Annotated in this window: 11 protein-coding genes; 3 read left to right on the top strand and 8 right to left on the bottom strand. The window is 55.2% G+C overall.

The window, feature by feature from the left end; translation table 11 throughout:
* Positions 1-2: 2 nt before the first annotated feature.
* Positions 3-1,343: a Na(+)-translocating NADH-quinone reductase subunit A gene (locus ACJJIK_RS01800; RefSeq protein WP_444931434.1), complete on the bottom strand. Its 1,341-nt coding sequence runs from the start codon at positions 1,341-1,343 to the stop codon at positions 3-5.
* A 372-nt stretch (positions 1,344-1,715) separates the two neighbouring features.
* Positions 1,716-3,179 (bottom strand): glyceraldehyde-3-phosphate dehydrogenase, encoded by a 1,464-nt coding sequence (locus ACJJIK_RS01795; RefSeq protein WP_444932322.1) that lies wholly within the window; start codon positions 3,177-3,179, stop codon positions 1,716-1,718.
* 301 nt (positions 3,180-3,480) lie between these two features.
* On the opposite strand from ACJJIK_RS01795, the gene mfd reads away from it, so the two are divergent.
* Positions 3,481-6,960 (top strand): transcription-repair coupling factor, encoded by a 3,480-nt coding sequence (mfd, locus tag ACJJIK_RS01790; protein ID WP_444943996.1) that lies wholly within the window; start codon positions 3,481-3,483, stop codon positions 6,958-6,960.
* Positions 6,961-7,080: 120 nt separating this feature from the next.
* Positions 7,081-8,079 carry a CsiV family protein gene (locus tag ACJJIK_RS01785; protein ID WP_444943995.1) on the top strand — a complete coding sequence of 333 codons (999 nt, stop codon included), beginning with the start codon at positions 7,081-7,083 and terminating at the stop codon, positions 8,077-8,079.
* 532 nt (positions 8,080-8,611) lie between these two features.
* Here the strand turns inward: ACJJIK_RS01785 and ACJJIK_RS01780 are convergent.
* From ACJJIK_RS01780 to ACJJIK_RS01760, 5 genes are all read right to left on the bottom strand, one after another.
* Positions 8,612-8,827 carry a cold-shock protein gene (locus ACJJIK_RS01780; RefSeq protein WP_020413094.1) on the bottom strand — a complete coding sequence of 72 codons (216 nt, stop codon included), beginning with the start codon at positions 8,825-8,827 and terminating at the stop codon, positions 8,612-8,614.
* Between the two features lie 299 nt (positions 8,828-9,126).
* Positions 9,127-10,266, bottom strand: a complete 1,140-nt coding sequence (locus ACJJIK_RS01775) for a mechanosensitive ion channel family protein (protein ID WP_444945032.1) — start codon at positions 10,264-10,266, stop codon at positions 9,127-9,129.
* 54 nt (positions 10,267-10,320) lie between these two features.
* Positions 10,321-11,337 carry a beta-N-acetylhexosaminidase gene (gene nagZ / locus ACJJIK_RS01770; RefSeq protein ID WP_444931439.1) on the bottom strand — a complete coding sequence of 339 codons (1,017 nt, stop codon included), beginning with the start codon at positions 11,335-11,337 and terminating at the stop codon, positions 10,321-10,323.
* 30 nt (positions 11,338-11,367) lie between these two features.
* Positions 11,368-12,000, bottom strand: coding sequence for a TetR/AcrR family transcriptional regulator (locus ACJJIK_RS01765; protein ID WP_444931440.1), 633 nt, complete (start codon positions 11,998-12,000; stop codon positions 11,368-11,370).
* 298 nt (positions 12,001-12,298) lie between these two features.
* Positions 12,299-12,937 carry an LOG family protein gene (locus ACJJIK_RS01760; RefSeq protein WP_444931441.1) on the bottom strand — a complete coding sequence of 213 codons (639 nt, stop codon included), beginning with the start codon at positions 12,935-12,937 and terminating at the stop codon, positions 12,299-12,301.
* Between the two features lie 162 nt (positions 12,938-13,099).
* Here ACJJIK_RS01760 and lexA point away from each other — a divergent pair, with 162 nt between their 5' ends.
* Positions 13,100-13,705 carry a transcriptional repressor LexA gene (gene lexA, locus ACJJIK_RS01755; protein ID WP_444931442.1) on the top strand — a complete coding sequence of 202 codons (606 nt, stop codon included), beginning with the start codon at positions 13,100-13,102 and terminating at the stop codon, positions 13,703-13,705.
* 92 nt (positions 13,706-13,797) lie between these two features.
* Here lexA and ACJJIK_RS01750 read toward each other — a convergent pair whose 3' ends face one another.
* A complete protein-coding gene (locus tag ACJJIK_RS01750) occupies positions 13,798-14,052 on the bottom strand; it encodes a hypothetical protein (protein ID WP_444931443.1) in 255 nt (84 codons plus the stop codon).
* Positions 14,053-14,140: the final 88 nt, after the last annotated feature.

The raw sequence follows: 14,140 nt of genomic DNA, 5'->3' as shown, positions 1-14,140 counted from the left end.
ACTTACCCCTCCTTCTCAATACGGGTCAGGTTGTCCCGCAAAATGGGGCCGTACTCGTACTTGCCCGGACACACGAAGGTGCACAACGCCAGATCTTCTTCATCCAGCTCCAGTGCGCCCAGTTTCTGCGCCATCGCAGTATCGCCAACGATCAGGGAACGCAGCAGTTGAGTGGGCAGCACATCCAGGGGCATTACCTCTTCATAGGTACCGATGGGTACCATGGCGCGCTCAGAACCATTGGTGCTGGTGGTGAAGTTGAACAGCTTGTTCTTAAACAGGCGCGACAGGTAAATGGGGAAGATGGAGAAACGCTTGTTACCGGCACGCAGGTAGTGCAGGAACGGGCGCTCATTGCCCTCTTCCAGTATAGAGATCTGGTTGTGGTAGCGGCCCAGGTAAGCCAGGGGGCCCGCTGCGGTGCGGCCGCCAAATACGGAGCCGGAGATAACGCGATCGCTATCGCCTTTCAGATCGCCAGCAGTCAGCTCATCAAAGCTCGCGCCCAGACGGGTGCGCAGCAGACGCGGCTGCTTGACCTGAGGGCCCGCCAGGGAGATAACGCGGTCGGTGAACAGCTTACCGGTGGTAAACAGTTTGCCTACGGCGATCACATCCTGGTAGTTGATGGTGAATACACTGCGGTTGCCAGAAACTGGCTTCAGGTAGTGGATATGGGTACCGGACAGGCCTGCCGGGTGCGGGCCCGCAAAGGTTTCATGGCGAATATTAGCAGCGCTCGGTACCGGGATATCCGCATCGGGAGCGCTACAAACAAAGGTAGTCTCAGCCAGCTTGGACAGAACTTCTACACCCTGTTCAAACGCTTCGCGGTTCTCGGCAATAACCACTTCCGGATTCGCCGCCAGCGGGTTGGTATCCATCGCATTGATAAATACCGCTGCAGGCTCGGCATCCAGGGCGGGTACACGGCTGAACGGACGAGCGCGCAGCGCGGTCCACATGCCGGACTCAACCAGGTTTTCAACCACTTGTTCGCGAGTCAGGCCAGACAGTTTGTCTGCGCTGTAACTTTTGAACTCTTCCGCTTCGTCACCGTCTATCTCGATCACGACTGACTGCAGCACCCTGCGGGCACCACGGTTAATCGCAACAACACGGCCCGCAGCGGGAGCAGTGTAACGCACGCCTTCTGTTTTTTTATCGCTAAACAACAGCTGACCAAGTTTGACGCTATCCCCTTCAGCCACCGCCATCGTCGGCTTCATCCCGTGGTAATCGGGGCCGAGAACAGCGACGGTCTTGAGCGCAGGACCATCTTGGATGACCTGCTCGGGCGCGCCGGATATGGGTAAGTCCAATCCCCGACGGATCTTTCTCATACGCCTATGCCTAAGTTTCTAGTTTAAAAAATTGCAATAGGACCCACCGTCCCATTGCTGGGAAGCTAGGTCCTCTTGAGGAATTCCGCGCTGCGAGGGCTTACGCCGCATCACCCGTGAACCGGGAGGAAGGAAGCTGACTTATAGGTTGTGCGCGCTAACTTCTCGGCGCACGGCCGCCCCGCAAAATCGCGCGCATTATAAAGATGGGCCAGGGTCTTTACCAGCCTGGAAAGGCTTTAAGTGGCACTAAGTTGGGAAAATTCTGCTGAAAAAACAGGGATTTGGGGAGAGATGGTGCGGCGACCGAAGCGGTCGCCGGCACGTCACAGCCGCCTCTGGGAGCCGGCTGTGGCGAGGAGGCGTGACGCCTTAGTCCTCTTTCGGGAACAGCTTGTAGCGAACGCCGGCCATATCTTCCAGGCAGCGAACCACCTGACAGCTGTAGCCGAACTCATTGTCGTACCAGCAGTAGAGCACCGCGTTCTTACCGTCCACGATAGTCGCGGTGGAATCGAATACGCAGGCGCGGCGGGAGCCGACAAAATCGCTGGACACCACTTCCGGGGAGTTGGTGTAGTCGATCTGCTGGCGCAGCGGCGAGTGCAGCGCCACATCGCGCATATATTCGTTCAACTCTTCCTTGGTGGTCTCTTTACCCAGGTTCAGGTTCAGAATCGCCATGGAGACATTGGGGGTCGGAACGCGAATCGCATTGCCGGTGAGCTTACCCTTCAGCTCGGGCAGTGCCTTGGCAACCGCCTTGGCAGCACCGGTTTCGGTCAGAACCATGTTCAGCGCTGCTGCGCGACCGCGACGCTCACCCTTGTGGTAGTTGTCGATCAGGTTCTGGTCGTTGGTGTAGGCGTGTACCGTCTCCACGTGACCGTGCTCAACGCCGTAGCCGTCCATCATCGCCTTCAGGACCGGTACGATAGCGTTAGTGGTACAGGAAGCGGCGGACAGCACCTTGTCTTCCGGCTTGATGTCGCTGCTGTTGATACCGTAAACGATATTCTTGATATCGCCCTTGCCCGGTGCAGTCAGCAGCACCTTGGAGGCGCCAGGGCTCTCCAGGTGCTGGCTCAGGCCGTCTTCATCGCGCCATACACCGGTGCTGTCAACGACGATCGCGTCGTTGATACCGTGCTGGGTGTAATCCACTTCCTGCGGGGAGTTGGCGTAGATGATCTTGATTTCGTTACCGTTACAGATCAGGGAGTTGGTCTCCTCATCTACACGGATAGTGCCCTGGAAGGCGCCGTGTACGGAGTCGCGACGCAGCAGAGAGGCGCGCTTCACCAGGTCGTTGGGCGCCTTGCCCTTGCGCAGTACGATCGCGCGCAGACGCAGAACGTCACCACTGCCCGCTTTGTCGATCAGCAGGCGGGCAACCAGGCGGCCGATACGACCAAAGCCGTAGATCACAACGTCTTTGGACTCAGGCAGAGGCTTGCCGGCACCTGCGGCGTCGGTCAGCTCTTCGCGCACAAACTCGTCCACGGACAGGCCGCGGTCGTCGCGCATATATTTGTTGGTCATGGTTCCCAGGTCAATATGTACGGGACCCAGGTCCATCTTGCAGATGGCTTCCAATACAGGGAAGGTTTCAAACTCGGAGAGTTCATTCTCCTCAACCTGACGCACGAAACGGTGCGCTTTCATAATGCTCAGAACTGAGCGATTAACCAGGTTGCGGCCATACATATAAATACCGACGTTGCTCTCACGGTTGAGCTTTCCAATCATCGGGATCATGGATTCAGCCAGCGCTTCACGCTGTTTCCAATCCTTGAAAAAGTCCGCGGGCTTCGGTCGCTTCTGAGTCACTGTCAGACACCTCTGCAATGTGTTTAGTAGACAAGAAATACAGCCCTAAAACCACTCAGGGCCGCATGGCTGCGCATTATCAGTATTCGCTCAACACTGCGCAACTGAGCAAAAAAGAGCCAAAAAAATGTAGTAAAACTACCTTTTTGTAGCTCGCCCCCGGGATAGCGCGCAATCCTCAAAAAAACGTCGCCACCGCCGCCGGGAAACACAGATATGGGCAACATTCCCTGCAGCCAAAACCGTTCGCGGCTACAATAGCCGCCTCGACGACACCCCGAATAAAAGCGTGGATATATAAGGAAAGATGACAGAAATACAGCCCCTGACCCCACCGAAGTTTCGCTCCTCCAGTGACCGACAATTTTGGGGACAACTGCACGGCGCAGCTGCCGCGTCCGCCATCCTCAGCGCGGCGCGTAATAACAAGGCGCCCACCCTGTTAATCACAAAGGACAGTCTCGAAGCGCACCGCCTAGAGGTGCAATTGAAATTTTTTAACAAGGCGCGGCGAGATAAGGGGGGGAATGAGGCGCTGGAGATCTTCCATTTCCCCGACTGGGAAATCCTCCCCTACGACACCTTTTCCCCCCACCAGGATATTATTTCGGATCGCCTTGCCACGCTGTACCAGCTGCCAAAAATGGGCGCGGGTATCGTCATTATTCCCGTCAGCACCCTGATGCACCGACTCCCCCCCTGCAACTACATCGCCGGCAATGCGCTGATACTTGAAGAGGGGCAGCAGTTTGATATCGATATCCAGCGAAGGTTGTTGGAGCAGGCTGGCTATCACTGCGTAGATACCGTCTACGAGCACGGTGAATTTGCCGTACGCGGTTCGCTGATGGATATTTTCCCAATGGGCAGTCCCCTGCCCTACCGCATCGATCTGTTCGATGACGAGATTGAAACCCTGCGCACTTTCGACCCGGAAACCCAGCGCACCATCGACACCGTAAAAACCATTCACCTTTTGCCGGCGCGGGAATTCCCTTTGCACAAGGCCGCCCTGTCGGGATTCCTGCAAAACTGGCACGGCGAATTCGACAGTGACCCCAGCCAGGTACCGATATATCAGGATATCAGCGCGGGAATTGCCCCGGCGGGTATCGAATACTACCTGCCCCTATTTTTCGACGGCAATTGCTCCAGCCTGTTCGATTACCTGCCCGAGGGCAGTCAGGCGTTTTTGCAGGGGGACATCCAGCAGGCGCTCGGCAGTTTCTGGCGCGAAGTGAGCAACCGCTATGAAAGTCGTCGCGGCGACCTGACCCGCCCCATTCTGCCACCGCGCCAGATATTGCTGGAAGTCGACGAGTTTAATGGCGCCCTGAAGTCCATGCCCCGGGCAATCTTTGCGACGGAGAGCCTGCCGGAGGCCCAGGGCAACTTTAATTTTGCCGCTGCCACACCGCCCTCGCTGCCGGTAGATGGCAAGTCCGACCAGCCCCTGGCCGCACTGGAAAGCTACCTGATGGAATATTCCGGCCGGGTGCTCTTCTGTGCAGAGAGCAGCGGGCGGCGCGAAGCGCTGCTGGAGCTATTAAAGGGGATACGCCTGGCCCCGCCCAGCTTCCAGAGCTGGCAGGACTTCCTCGCCGCAGAGGACCCTATCGGCATTACCGTAGCCCCCCTCGACCAGGGACTGCTGCTTGAGGAGCCACAGATCAACCTGATCGCGGAGCCGCAGTTATTTGGTGAGCGCGTCCTGCAACAGCGCCGCCGCAAGAAGGCCAAAGATGAAGCGGACAACGCGGTTAAAAACCTGGCTGAACTGCGCATGGGCACCCCTGTGGTCCATATTGATCACGGCGTGGGTCGTTATCGCGGCTTACAGCACCTGGAGATCGACGGGCAACCGGCAGAATTCCTGACCCTGGAATACGCCGATGAGGCCAAACTCTATGTGCCGGTGGCCAGCCTGCACCTGATCAGCCGCTACTCCGGCGCCGATGAAGCCCTGGCACCGCTGCACAAGATGGGCAGCGAGCAGTGGCAAAAAGCCAAGCGCAAAGCTGCCGAAAAGGTACGCGATGCCGCAGCGGAACTGCTGGATATCTACGCCCGCCGCGAAGCCCGCATTGGCCACGCCTTCGACAACCCTCAACTGGCCTATCGGGAATTTTCCGCAGGTTTCCCCTTCGAGGAAACTCCAGATCAGCAACAGGCCATTGAGGCAGTTCTGGGGGATATGCTCTCGGACAAGCCGATGGACCGACTGGTGTGCGGCGACGTGGGCTTCGGCAAGACCGAAGTGGCTATGCGCGCCGCCTTTGTCGCCGCCCACGCAGGTATGCAAGTGGCCATGCTGGTACCCACCACCCTGCTGGCCCAGCAACACTATCAATCCTTCCAGGATCGCTTTGCCGATTGGCCGATCAATATCGAGGTGATTTCCCGCTTCCGCTCCGGCAAGGAAGTGGACAGCGTGAAAGAGAAGGTTTCCAGCGGCAAGGTGGATATCCTGGTTGGCACCCACAAGCTGCTGCAAAGCGATCTGGACTTTAAAAATCTCGGCCTGCTGATTATCGACGAAGAGCACCGCTTTGGCGTCCGGCAGAAGGAGCGCCTGAAGAGCCTGCGCTCCGAGGTGGATATCCTCAACCTTACCGCCACCCCTATTCCCCGCACCCTGAATATGGCCATGGCCGGTATTCGCGATCTATCGGTGATCGCCACCCCGCCGGCACGGCGTCTCTCGGTGAAAACCTTTGTGCGCGAGCGCGATGACGCCCTGGTAAAAGAGGCCATCCTGCGGGAGATATTGCGCGGCGGCCAGGTGTACTTCCTGCACAACGAGGTGAAAAGCATTGAGCGAATCGCGCGGGAATTGCAGGAGATGATTCCCGAGGCCCGCATCGGTATCGGCCACGGCCAGATGCGCGAGCGGGAGCTGGAACAGGTGATGAGCGACTTCTATCACAAGCGCTTTAATGTCCTGGTCTGCACCACCATTATCGAAACCGGTATCGACGTCCCCACCGCCAATACCATTTTGATCGAGCGCGCCGACAAGTTCGGCCTGGCCCAGCTCCACCAGCTGCGCGGCCGCGTGGGGCGCTCGCACCACCAGGCCTACGCCTACCTATTGACCCCCAACAAGCGCTCCATGACCGGTGACGCGGTGAAGCGCCTGGAGGCGATTAGTGAGGCCCAGGATTTAGGTGCGGGCTTTACCCTGGCAACCCACGATCTGGAAATTCGCGGCGCGGGCGAGCTGCTGGGTGAGGAGCAAAGCGGGCAGATCCAGAGCGTCGGCTTCAATCTGTATATGGAGATGCTCGACAAGGCGGTGAAGGCCATTCGCGAGGGCCGCACACCGAATATCGACGAGCCGCTCGAATCCCCAGCCGTGGACGTCAATCTGCGGGTCGCGGCGCTGATTCCCGAGGACTACCTGCCCGATGTCCACGGCCGCCTGATTATGTACAAGCGCATCGCCAATGCCACCGACCGGCAGCAGCTGAAAGAGCTTCAGGTAGAGATGATCGACCGTTTCGGGCTACTGCCGGAATCGGTAAAGCACCTGTTCCGCACCACGGAGATCAAGCTGAAGGCCGAGAATATGGGCATCCGCAAACTTGAAGCCTCTGCGGCAAGAGGACGTATCGAATTTGCGGAGAATACCCGTGTAGATCCGCTCACACTGGTTAAGATGGTGCAAACCCAGCCGGGACGCTACCAGCTGGCCGGCGCCAACCAACTGAATTTCAGTCTCGATGAGGAGGGTACAGAGCGCAAGCTACAGGAGATCAACGAAGTTCTGGAAAAGCTTGCACAGTGATACCATTCGGTAGGCGGCGGGAGCTGGCGGTTAGACTACCTAGTCAGCAGCTCCCACCCAAACGGCCTCCCGGCAACAACACTCTCGGCACCCCAATAGAATTGTTTAAGTGGTAAACCCATGAAAAGGATAATTAGCCTCTGCTCAACCCTGGCGCTCACGCTGGCAGCCACCAGTGCCCAGGCCGTTAACTACGCTGGCAATACTTTCGAAATAGAGATGATCGTATTCGAGCGCCCCCAGGGGATGGAAAACTCAGCAGAGACCTGGCCCGCCGCACCGCGCCTCCAGTACCCATCAAAGTGGGTCGACTTCGCAACCCCGCGCACACCGCGCCCAGCGGCGGCAGAGGAGGCGCTGTCACTGGATGACATTATCTCCACGCCTGAGGCGGGCAACCCATCGGACCTTGAGCCCGCAGGGCTTGAGGGCGTCCCCGGCGAAAATGTTGAAACGCGACAAGCCCCCAAACCCGCCGCCGCAAACCTGCTCCTGAGGCCGGTACCGACACTACTCAATAACAAGGCTGCAGCGATTTCCCGCGCCGGGGATAAAATCCTGTTTCACCGGGCTTGGCGCCAGGTGCTGAAAACCAAGAGAAATTCTCCCGCCATCCTGATTGATGGCGGCAGCCAGTTCAGCGGCCACAGCCAGCTTGAGGGGTTTATCACCTTGAGCGTTGCCCGCTATTTACATATCAGCACAAATCTATGGCTCAACGATTTTTATACCCAACCCGGGGAGCAAAGTATTCTCCTCCCTCAGCGCCCGCAAAATAAAGTGGAAAGACCACTGCAAATCTCTACAGATAACTACAGCGCTGGTGGGGATACCTATCCGCAAAATAACGGCTTTGATATTGAAGCTAATCAGGGTTCCATTCATAGCCGCGAGCCTCTCACCCTGAGTGAACCCGAATTTATAAAAGAAGCACCGCTATATGTTGCGCACGCAGCGAGATTACAACATGAGCGACGCCTGCGCAGCGGGCAACTGCATTATATAGACCACCCCGCGTTTGGTATTCTTATTGAGGTGCGCACCGTCGCCAAACCCAAAGAAGATTCATCAAATATCGACACCCCGGCCAATGAGCTTTCAAAAAATAGTGGCGCATAAAATTAACCCACCGAAGTAACCAAAAAATAAAGCCCCGCTCAGCACTGCGGGGCTTTATTTTAGATAGCACCAATACACAACCCCACCCCAAAGACTTTAATTCCAGACAAATTAATTCCAACATTCTTTTACAAAAGACGCCGTCGCTTTTTAATTTAATTGATTTACTTTCATTTAACCCATAGACATAAAACAAGCAAATACCGCCAATAACCAATAAAACCCAAACTAACAGCAACAACTGGGCTCAACAACAATAACAAAAATCAGGTTAGTATTGAGCAGCATATATGCCATCTTATACACATATATATCGGGGGGCTTTGATCCACTATAGCGGCAGAGCCAAAAATGCTATCGCAGTATCAATCTGGGCGAGCAAGCCGCTTATTGCCAAGCTCACGAATGCAGGGCCAGAAAACAAAAAAGCGGATCACAGGGATCCGCTTTTTAGAGGCGCTGACAGGGCCGGCATCAATTAATGCCGCAAAACCCTACACGACAACAGTTCTTTCAACGAGCGATCAGTAAATCACTCACAGGGAACAACATCTTCCGCCAGCAGTCCTTTGTCACCTTGTTGCATTTCGAACTCTACCGCCTGCCCCTCATTAAGGGTTTTGTAACCCTCGCCGCGAATGCTGCGATAGTGAACGAAAATATCTTCAGTTCCTTCTCCACAGGTGATGAAGCCATAACCCCGTGCGTTATTAAACCACTTCACTGTACCTGTAACGCGATCACTCATTGAGAAAACCTCATTATTGTTATTGCGCCTACCTCAACCACCTCACTGCTTAATTCGGCAAGAAGGGCAAACGCCACCCCATTGTTAACAAACTGCTCCATGCAGAATGCTATCTTGCTTAATCCGATGAGCAAACACTCAAAGGACGTACCCTGATTCTTAGATAAAACAGCGCCAGTGTCTAGTTTTCTCTGTGAAATAAATACTACGTTTTTACCAATATGCGTAATTAACCGTCAAAATCTACAAAAGCGCTCATTTGTAAACTAATCATTTGTACCTTATCGCACTCCCATTCCTCAACTGTCTAACGCGGCTTCTCGCGTTATCGCCGGTATATCGGCAATATGTAATGTCGAAGTCGGGAATGCACAGGATGCTCCATATCCTTCGATTATCTTAAGAATCGTTAATAGAACATCTTGCTTTATTTCGTGATAGCGTACCCAATCGGTAGTGCGGGTAAAAGTGTATATAAAGAAGTCCAGAGATGAGGCGGCAAAACTATTAAAGTTAACGATAAGCGTACGATTGGAATCAATTTCCGGATGCTCCTGTAACATAGTTTTAACATCGGCCACAATTGCCGCCATATGATGGGCATCCTCATAGCGAATACCGATCGTTTCGAAAATTCTTCGATTGAGCATTCGAGAGGGGTTTTCTACCGAGATCTGGGTAAAGACCCCATTGGGAACATAAACGGGGCGCATATCAAAGGTGCGTATTCTGGTCAGGCGCCAACCGATATCCTCTACGGTGCCCTCGATATCCCGGTCTGGGGAGCGCACCCAATCACCCACCGCAAACGGCCGATCCAGGTAGATCATCAGGCCACCGAAGAAGTTCGCCAGCAGGTCCTTGGCCGCGAAGCCCACCGCCAAGCCGCCAATGCCACCAAAAGCCAAAACGCCGCTAACGCTGTAGCCCAGGAACTGCATGATCACAATTCCCGCCGTGATCAGAATTGAAGCTCTGACCAGCTTGCCGATCGCCCGCACCGTAGTGGCATCCATCGGCTTGCCCATATAGCGCGGATCGCACAAATTATGCTCCACACTGCGGGAGAATCGCCAGGCAAACCAGGCCATCACCAGAATCAGGCCGATTTCCCGGATCGGTGTCGCCAGAGAGAATATCTCTGCGCCGGTGGCGCTCCCAGCCCGCTGCGCCGCAACACTCAGGCCCAGCAGCCAGACCAACACCTGCCCCGGGGGCGACAGCGCTCCCACCAAAGCATCATCCCAGGGATTAACCGTCTGCTCGGCTTTGATCATCATACGCCGCACAAAGCGGCCAAACAGCCAAGCCGCCACACCAGACACAAGTACAATGAGGAAAACTGACACTATCCAAACCCGGTTCTCACCCAGCCAGGACAACAACACACTCTCAACGGACTCCACTTGACCCCCTCCGCGTTCAATAACAATCAGCAATAGCTGCAATAAGGCCCCATCGAGCGGGGGCCCTACAAATTCAACAATATTTTCTCAGCGCATTATCGAAGCTAACCAGTCTCTGGTTCTATGCCAACGCGCACTCTTTTCAAGATCTGCCCAGGACGATATCACGGGCCTGCCTCTCATAGCCGACAGGCGGTGGCTCGATTCCGGCTTGGGCACAAAGGTTTCCAGGGCTGCCAGGGCCTCAAAGGCACCCACCCGATTGTTACAGACGATTCCCATGTCACAGCCCGCATGCAGGGCGGCAAGAATCCGGTCACCGTAACCACCCGCAGCCCCGGCTCCCTCCATCGACAAGTCGTCGCTGAAAATCACCCCGGTAAAGCCCAGCTGCCCCCGCAATACATCCTGCAACCAATAGCGCGAGAAACCCACCGGCTGGCTATCTATATTCACAAAGCGAATATGAGCCGGCATCACGGCGCTTAATTCTTGGGTGGCAATGCAATCGATAAAGGGCAGCGCATCTGTTGCCATAACCTGTTCCAGGGAGCGCTTGTCCTCAGGCAGCTCTACATGACTGTCCTCGAGTACATGACCATGACCCGGAAAGTGTTTTCCGGTCGTCGCCATGCCCGCCTCATGCATTCCCTGAATAAATGGGCGCGCCAGTGCGGTTAATCGGGCCGGGTTGGGACAGAAGCTGCGGTCGCCAATTACCCGACTGTGGCTGTCGTCCGCATCCAATACCGGCGCAAAGCTGAAGTCCACGCCCACAGCAAGCAACTCCGCCGCCAACAGCCAGCCCACATCTTGCAGCTGCTGGCCACTGGCCGCAGCGCCGAGGGCCTGCATGGAGGGTATGCGGGTAAAATCATCGCGAAACCGCTGCACCCGCCCCCCTTCCTGGTCCACTGCCAATAGGATTTCCGGGCGCACCGCGCGGATCGATCTCACCAGCTGGGTAAGCTGCTGGCGGTCCCGGTAGTTGCGGGCAAAAAAGATAAGCCCACCCACCATGGGGTGTCTGAGCAGCTCGCAATCTTCCTCGCTGAGTTCGAGTCCCTCGATATCCACCATTAGCGGTCCGAGTGATAGTGACATATTACATTCCTTATCGCTTTGGCAGCGCACTCACGGATTGTCCACCTTCAGCATGGCTGAAGCCGCAGGCACCAGGCGTTCAAGAGTCTGGGAAAGCGTACTATCGGCACCGAAGTCTTCCCGCAGGATCGCCTCAATCGCATCGTGGCTCGACAGTGTAAAAATGGTTGCGCCCAACATAAAGTAAAGGCGCCAGTAGAAGGTTTCCGGATCCAGCCCCGGCAGCGCTTCCGCCAACAGGCCGGCAAAACGGCGGTAGCTATCCCCATATCGGGATACGATAAATCGGCGCAGATGCCCCTGGAACTGGGTATAGGCCAACCCCAGCAGGCGCATAAACCGCTGCGGATCTTTCCCCTCCAAGCCCAGGCTTCCCAGGCCAACCCGGTACAGGCACTCGATCAGCTCCTCCACCCCCAGGGACTGCCCCTCGGCAACACGGCGATCCAGCTCTTCCTCCAGCGCATCGGTGAAAGGTGTTAGGAAACGTTCGAATACCGCCTGTATCAATTCCTTTTTGGAGCCAAAATGATAGTTAACTGCGGCCAGATTCACTCCCGCCGTGCTCGTGATCGTTCTCAAAGAGGTTTCAGTAAAACCTCGTTCAGCAAACAGCACTTCCGCTGCATCGAGTATCCGGCTGACCGTATCTGTCTGACTCATAAGTCTCAAACACCATTTAAAACATACGTTTAATCGCCGCCAGAGTAGCACATTCTCACTGCCGCAGAGCCCACTGGATAGGCGCCCCGCAGCCTCAGTCAAAGTGCCGAACGCCCCCAGACCCCCTTAGCGCTAAAGTGTGAGAGCAGTCCAGGTAAAAGTTTGAGCGGGGGTGTTTTTTAGTGCTTTAGAGATCGCAGGCTGGGGGATACCGCAAAAGAAAAGCGACCCGTTGAAGGATCGCAGAGTTGTTCGGGAGTAATTCAGAGCCCCGCTTTAGTTCGGTTTATTTGCGAGCTTATGCTTTCACATGCATATATTTCATAATTAGAGCCGCAGCCTCCTCCACACTATCGACAAGATGGAAGAGGTCGAGATCACCGGCATCGATGCAGTTGCGCTCTAAAACGGTATCTACCAGCCAGTCGTAGAGCCCACTCCAGTAGCGCTTACCCACCAATACAATCGGGAAGCGCCGCACTTTCTGGGTTTGTACCAGGGTGAGTGCTTCAAACAGCTCATCCAGCGTGCCGTACCCGCCGGGGAGCCCGACAAATCCGAGCGCGTGCTTTACAAATATAAACTTGCGCACAAAAAAGTAGCGGAAATTCAAACTGATATCTTGATAGGGATTCGCCGCCTGCTCAAAGGGCAGCTCTATATTTAAGCCAATCGACGCGCCCGGCTGGGCAAAGGCACCCCGGTTACAGGCCTCCATCAAACCCGGCCCGCCGCCGGTAATCACCGGTATTCCCTCCGCAGCGAGAAGCTCTCCCAACTTCACGCCCTGCTGGTACTCAGGACTATCCTCTGTAAACCTCGCCCCTCCAAACACAGTTACAGCCCCGCCCAACGCAATCAATCGCTCTATTCCATCGACCAACTCAGACTGAATACGAAGCACCCTCCAAGCTTCCGGCATCTTTGCGTCCAACATTACGTTTCCCCCTTATTGTCAGCTCTTTCAACGTTTTCTGCTTTCCTTACTTTCTCTCTCAATGTAGCAGTTCACAAAGACTAAAAGCTGAGGATTGCGCGAACATTAAATCTGTATATAATTCCAGCAACTGTATATAAATACAGAAAACTAGGTAAAACTATGACCAATCTCACCGCTCGTCAGACTCAGGTTCTCGACCTGATCAAAGCCTACCTGGATGAAACAGGCTACCCGCCAACACGGGCAGAAATCGCCCAGGAACTAGGCTTTCGCTCACCTAATGCCGCTGAGGAACACCTGAAAGCTCTCGCTAGAAAAGGCGCCATTGAGATGGTTGCCGGTGCCTCCCGTGGAATACGTATCCCCGACCATCAATCCGGTCTACCCATTGTGGGACGGGTTGCCGCAGGTCACCCGGTCCTCGCCGCTGAGCATATTGAGGACTACTGCGACATGCCTGCCAGCTTTTTCCACCCACCGGCCGATTACCTGCTGCGGGTGCACGGCATGAGTATGCGCGACGCCGGGATTCTCGATGGGGATTTACTCGCCGTACAAAAAACGGAACAGGTGCGCAACGGACAGATCGTGGTTGCCCGAATTGATGATGAGGTTACTGTGAAGCGTTTTCGCCGCAAGGGTAATCAGGCAACGGTTCAGCTGCTTCCTGAAAATGATGACTTTGAGTTAATTCAGGTCGATATGAGAGATAAGAACTTTGTGATTGAGGGGCTGGCTGTCGGTGTGATTCGCCAAGCACCTTAAGGCGCTCTAAAAACAACAACAGCGGCCACTGGCCGCTGCTGATTTAACCAATAGCACTGACATTAATGCAATGCTGCTATCAGGCATTACTATTAGTGAACGGTGTGATTTACCGGCATCAACTCTTCTTCCTCGAAGTAGCCCACCTCTAGATCGTCCAGATTTTGCACAGCTTCAATACCCGCTTCCAGCATAGCCCGAGCTACAGCAACCTTGTGCTTTTGCAAAAACTGAAGGCTCTCTGCTGAAAAAGAGATGCTCACCAAAGGGTCCTCCTTGTGGCCAGCACGACGCAAGGCTACATCGCCATTAGCCAACTCGATAATCTCAAAAGTTTCGGAGGACATTCGCTTTTCCTTCACGGCACAGTAGTTTGCGCCCAGTGTACCACAGGCTTGCGGGAAGTTTCATTCGCCCCGCTCAAGTCCGAGATGT

This window comes from Microbulbifer regidiadema (SeqCode), assembly GCF_052466995.1.
This window is presented reverse-complemented; position numbering and strand designations above follow the sequence as displayed.

Coding starts and splice junctions, on each gene's coding strand:
- ACJJIK_RS01800 (WP_444931434.1), bottom strand. CDS start 1,343: ATGAGAAAGATCCGTCGGGGATTGGACTTACCCATATCCGGCGCGCCC.
- mfd (WP_444943996.1), top strand. CDS start 3,481: ATGACAGAAATACAGCCCCTGACCCCACCGAAGTTTCGCTCCTCCAGT.
- ACJJIK_RS01785 (WP_444943995.1), top strand. CDS start 7,081: ATGAAAAGGATAATTAGCCTCTGCTCAACCCTGGCGCTCACGCTGGCA.
- ACJJIK_RS01780 (WP_020413094.1), bottom strand. CDS start 8,827: ATGAGTGATCGCGTTACAGGTACAGTGAAGTGGTTTAATAACGCACGG.
- nagZ (WP_444931439.1), bottom strand. CDS start 11,337: ATGTCACTATCACTCGGACCGCTAATGGTGGATATCGAGGGACTCGAA.
- ACJJIK_RS01765 (WP_444931440.1), bottom strand. CDS start 12,000: ATGAGTCAGACAGATACGGTCAGCCGGATACTCGATGCAGCGGAAGTG.
- ACJJIK_RS01760 (WP_444931441.1), bottom strand. CDS start 12,937: ATGTTGGACGCAAAGATGCCGGAAGCTTGGAGGGTGCTTCGTATTCAG.
- lexA (WP_444931442.1), top strand. CDS start 13,100: ATGACCAATCTCACCGCTCGTCAGACTCAGGTTCTCGACCTGATCAAA.
- ACJJIK_RS01750 (WP_444931443.1), bottom strand. CDS start 14,052: ATGTCCTCCGAAACTTTTGAGATTATCGAGTTGGCTAATGGCGATGTA.